4 protein-coding genes are annotated in these 4,820 nt (G+C 70.0%); 2 read left to right on the forward strand and 2 right to left on the reverse strand.

Going from position 1 to position 4,820, the window contains the following annotated elements; all coding sequences use genetic code 11:
* Positions 1–82: 82 nt before the first annotated feature.
* Positions 83–853 (reverse strand): SGNH/GDSL hydrolase family protein, encoded by a 771-nt coding sequence (locus UG56_RS27200; RefSeq protein ID WP_045552100.1) that lies wholly within the window; start codon positions 851–853, stop codon positions 83–85.
* Between the two features lie 124 nt (positions 854–977).
* Here UG56_RS27200 and UG56_RS27205 point away from each other — a divergent pair, with 124 nt between their 5' ends.
* Positions 978–2,219: a sensor histidine kinase gene (locus UG56_RS27205; protein ID WP_071327369.1), complete on the forward strand. Its 1,242-nt coding sequence runs from the start codon at positions 978–980 to the stop codon at positions 2,217–2,219.
* Complete coding sequence (locus UG56_RS27210; protein WP_071327370.1) at positions 2,216–2,881, forward strand: response regulator transcription factor; 666 nt, start codon at positions 2,216–2,218, stop codon at positions 2,879–2,881. The genes UG56_RS27205 and UG56_RS27210 overlap by 4 nt, the downstream gene beginning before the upstream one ends.
* A 481-nt stretch (positions 2,882–3,362) precedes the next feature.
* Here UG56_RS27210 and UG56_RS27215 read toward each other — a convergent pair whose 3' ends face one another.
* The gene (locus tag UG56_RS27215; RefSeq protein WP_045550721.1) at positions 3,363–4,625 is read right to left on the reverse strand and encodes an HNH endonuclease signature motif containing protein; all 1,263 of its coding nucleotides are present in this window, start codon (positions 4,623–4,625) and stop codon (positions 3,363–3,365) included.
* Positions 4,626–4,820 lie beyond the last annotated feature (195 nt).

A 4,820-nucleotide genomic window follows, 5' to 3' on the forward strand; every position in this document is an offset into this window, starting at 1 on the left:
GGGGTTGACGCTTCGGCCGACGGGGTTGACGCTTCGGCCGACGGGGCCGACGCCTCGGCCGACGGGGCTGACGCCTCGGCGGTCAGCCGGCGATCGGGGTCCAGGTGGGGAACTTGGCGGTGCGGCCGTCGCCGGAGGAGCGGCCGGTGAGGCGGCGGTGGATCCAGGGGCCGACGAACTCGCGGTAGTAGGCCAGACCCTGCTTGCCGGCCGCGGCCTCGAAGTCGAGGTCCCACCAGCCCTCGGGGACCTCGACGCCGAGCGAGTCGAGGACGCGGGCGGCGACGCGGTGGTGGCCGCGGGCGTTCATGTGCAGCCGGTCCTCGCTCCAGAAGCGGCCATCCATCAGGGTGGTGTCGGGCCAGTTGTAGGCCCGCACGATGTCGTCACGGTGGGCGACCCGCTGCTCGACCAGGCCGACGAGCTCGTCGCCGCGGCGCTGGAAGACCTTGCCGAGCGGCAGCCGGGCCGACGGGTTGGCGCCGGAGAGCAGGATCAGCGTGATCCCGTTGGCGTCGCAGGCCTCGAGCACCGGCTGGAGGTAGTCGGCGATCGCGTTGGCGTCGGCCTTCGGGCGGAGCATGTCGTTGCCGCCGCCGTTGAAGGAGAGGTGGGTCGGCTTCAGCGCCAGCGCGGCGGGAAGCTGCTCCTCGACGATCGGGCGGATCAGGCGCCCGCGGATGGCGAGGTTGGCGTACTCGACACGCGTCCCCGAGGCCGCCCACCCCTGGGCGACCAGGTCGGCCCAGCCGCGGACGTGGCCGTCGGGCATCTCGTCGCCGACTCCCTCCGTGAACGAGTCACCGATCGCGACGTAGCGCACTGCCTCCACGAGTCCTCCAACCCCAGTCATTCAACCCAGTCAACCGATGCCAGATCCATTGCCAGCCTCTGGATTCTAGTCCGCCCAGGGGCTGACCGTGACATCCGTCCCCGGGGTGACGCCCGGGCCGCCTCGGCTCCTCTACCGTGGGGGCGTGGAGGAGTTGGTACGCCCCTGGCGGCTCGGCCCGCGTGGGCGATGGTGGTTCGACGTCCTGCTCGCCGGCACCCTGTTCCTGATCATCCCGTTCTACGCGATCCAGGTCATGCTGAACGGCGGCGCGGCTCGCGACGTCGACAGCAGCAGCCACGTCGCCGACCTGGTGCTCGTGGTGCTCCAACTCGTACCGCTGCTGTGGCGCCGCCGGCACCCGGTGATCGTCTACGCGATCGTGGCGGGCGCCTGCGGCCTGCAGGTCCTCCTCATCGACTACCCGCTGGTCTCGCAGGTCTCGTTCCCCATCGCGGTCTACTCGGTGGCGCGCTACGCCCGGCCGCGCTGGGGCCTGGCGGCGCTGGCGGTCGGCCTGCTCGGCTCCGTCCTCGGCACCCACGACTGGCTGAGCAGCGTCGGCACCGCCTCCACCGGCGAGGTCCAGGACGGCATCAACTGGAGCTCATACGTCCCGGTCGCCCTCTCGCTCGCCACCTTCCCCGTCGCCGCCTGGGCGCTGGGCGCGCTGGCCCGCACGAGGGCGGCGTACGTCGACTCCCTGATCCAGCGCAACGAGCAGCTGCGCCGCGAGGCCGAACAGCGGGCCGAGCTCGGCGCGACCCAGGAGCGGGCACGGATCGCGCGCGAGATGCACGACGTGGTGGCCCACGGGCTGAGCGTGATCGTGGTGCAGGCCGACGGCGCGCGCTATGCGGCCGAGCAGGACCCGGCCCTGGCACCCAAGGCGCTGGAGACCGTCGCACAGACCGCTCGCGAGGCGCTGGCCGAGATGCGCCAGCTGCTCGGCCTGCTGCGCGACGGCGACGCGCTGACCCGCCCGCAGCCGCGGCTGGGCGACATCGCGACGCTCGTCGAGGAGACCCGGGCCGGCGGGATGGAGCTGACCGCGACCCTTCCCGAACCCGGCCTCGCCGTGCCCGAGGGCGTCGCGCTGACCGCGTTCCGGGTGGTGCAGGAGTCGCTCAGCAACGTACGCAAGCACGCCGGTCCGGGCGCCGCCGCGACGGTCGCCGTGACCGCCGCCGGCGACACCCTCGAGATCGAGGTCACCGACGACGGGCGGGGCGCCGCCGCGGACGCGAGCGGCGACTCCGGAGGGCTCGGTCTCATCGGCATGCGCGAACGGATCACCGCTCACAACGGCACGCTCGAGACCGGCCCGGCGCCCGGCGGCGGTTTCCGCGTCTACGCAACGCTCCCTCTGATAGGACTGGCGCAATGACGATCCGTGTCTATCTGGTCGACGACCAGGAGCTCGTCCGCGCCGGCTTCCGGATGCTCATCGACTCCCAGCCCGACCTCAGCGTGGTCGGCGAGGCCGGCGACGGCCAGGACGCCGTCACCGCGCTCCAGAACGGCACCGAGGCCGACGTGGTCCTGATGGACGTACGCATGCCGCGCATGGACGGCGTCGAGGCGACCGGCCTGATCGCCGGCCGCCAGGACGCGCCCCGGGTGATCGTGCTGACCACCTTCGACCTCGACGAGTACGCCTTCGCCGCGATCCGGGCGGGAGCCGCGGCGTTCCTGCTCAAGGACGCCCGCCCCGAGGACCTGCTCACCGCCATCCGCACCGTGCACGCCGGCGACTCGGTCGTCGCGCCCAGCACCACCCGGCGCCTGCTGGAGCACTTCGCCGCCGCCGCTCCCGCGACCACCGCGCCGGCCGCCGCCCAGCAGCGGCTGGCGATGCTGACCGAGCGTGAGCGCGAGGTGCTCACCCTGGTCGGCCGCGGCCTGTCCAACACCGAGATCGCCGAGACCTTCGTGGTCGCCGAGGCGACCGTGAAGACCCACGTCGGCCGGCTGCTGGCCAAGACCGGTTCTCGTGACCGCGTCCAGCTCGTGGTGCTGGCCTACGAGACCGGCCTGGTCGGCCGCTGACCCTTGGGCGAGCTGGTCAGGTCGTCGGCTCTGTGTGGCTGGGCTGCTCGTCGTTGCCGATTCGTTGTGGCCGTTGTTCGTAGGCTGGTGGACGCCGACCCGTTACGGAGGGTGTTCACACCGGGATCCGCCGAGAATTTTGGCTGGCTATCGGGTCGGCGGCGGGATTTGGCGCGGATCCAATTTGGTTGCGTACGGGCTTGGGATCCCACGCTGGTCGGACCCGGCGGCTGGGAGCGCTCGCGGGGCCTTTACTAGACGATGACACCTTGTGAATGCTTCACAAGCCGGGCCCACGGAGCATGGAGCGGAAACCAGGCATTAGCGGTTTCGCGGTCGGGTTGCTGGCTAGCCAACGGTCCGAGACGGAGCCGCGTGAGCGGACGGGCAGGCCGCCAAGCTGGGGCCACGCGATGTGTCGGGGCAGGCCAGCTCGCGGTATGACGCAGTGGAGTCGACGAAGCCGTCCCGGCTCAGGTGTTCAGGTACGCCGAGAGAACCGGATCCGTCCATCCGGGAGCCGTTCGTGTCCGTAGTTGGGGTCGTGGATTCGGCGGTGGTCGCTTGAGCAGAGCAGGACCATGTTGGCGAGGTTGGTTTGTCCGCCTTCGGACCAGGGTTGGAGGTGGTGGGCTTCGGTCCAGGCTGCTGGGGCGTCGCAGTCTTCGGCTTGGCAGCCTTGATCTCGTAGCCGGAGGGCGCGGTGTTGGATCGGGTGTGCCAACCGGGCGGTGCGGCCGAGGTCGAGGATCTCGGAGTCGGTGCCGAGTACAGCGGGTACGAGGTCGGCGTTGCAGGCGATCCGGCGGGCCTCGGCGGCGGTGATCTGGTCTCCGTCGAACCCGAGGGCTGCGGTGCCGAGGTCGGCACGAAGCTGGTCGACGGTCATGGTGATGAACACCGTGGTGCCGTGGCCACCGTGCCGGGGCAGGTTCTCTACGTCGTAGGTCTCGACCACTCGGGCGAAGGCTTGGCCCAGTAGCCGGTCATAGGGGGCCTTGACGCCCCGGTTCTCGGCCGAGAGCTTCCTGGGTTGGGCCAGGGAGTCCACGATCGTGCGCAACCGGACCCCGACCGCACGGGAGACCCGGGCGTGGAGGTCGATGGTCCCGTCGCCGTTGTCACGGGAGGAGAAGAACGTACGCCGCTGGGCGTGCTCCTCTTCGCGCTGCAGGGCTTTGGCCTCTGCGGCCTCGAACCGGTCGGGGTCGATCTCGGCCAGGATCCGGTTCCCGACGATCTTGAGCTGGTTCGCCGTCAGCCGACCGGCGTAGTCGACCAGCAGCTTCTCGGCGAGGATCAGGTCCTCGGCACTGGCGGCCGGGTCGGCCCCGATGGCGTCGAGGGCTTGGGTGATCACCCGGGCCTTGTCCTGCGACACCACACCCTCCGCCAGACCGGCAGCCACCAGGTCGTACTTGGCGATGCCGGCAGCGAGCTTGATCTGGGAGCGGGCCACGGCCTTGTCGACGAGGAGTTCGGTCCGCAGCCACCCCGAGGCGTCCTTGGCACCGGTCTCCTCAGCGATATCAGCAGCAGACGCGAGCACCCGCAGCTTCACCGCAGCCTGCTGCGCCTGGAGTCGCTCCAGTCGCTCGAGGAGGTCTTTCTTCTGCTCGGTGCGCCAGTAGACAGGGTCGGTCGACAACAAGTCTTCGAGGGAGGTTTCGATGGCGCTCAGCGCGGCGTCGATCACGTCGCCGGGGTTGGTGCCCCAGGGGTTGATCTCGTGGCCGAGACTCATCACGTCCCTCCTTTCAGAGGTGTGCTGTAATGGGTCTGATTCTACTCCTTCAAGGCGCCTAGATCCATCTATTTCTGCAGGTCATAAGGCTTTTCGCGGTGAGCGAACGGCGTCGTTCCTCTGGATGATAAGTGGGCCCGAAGGGCCACCATCCTTCCCCGGAACATTCCGGTCCCGCACAAAGAGTCTCGTTGC

Origin of the sequence: Nocardioides luteus (genome assembly GCF_000960475.2) — a bacterium.
Classification (GTDB): domain Bacteria; phylum Actinomycetota; class Actinomycetes; order Propionibacteriales; family Nocardioidaceae; genus Nocardioides; species Nocardioides luteus_A.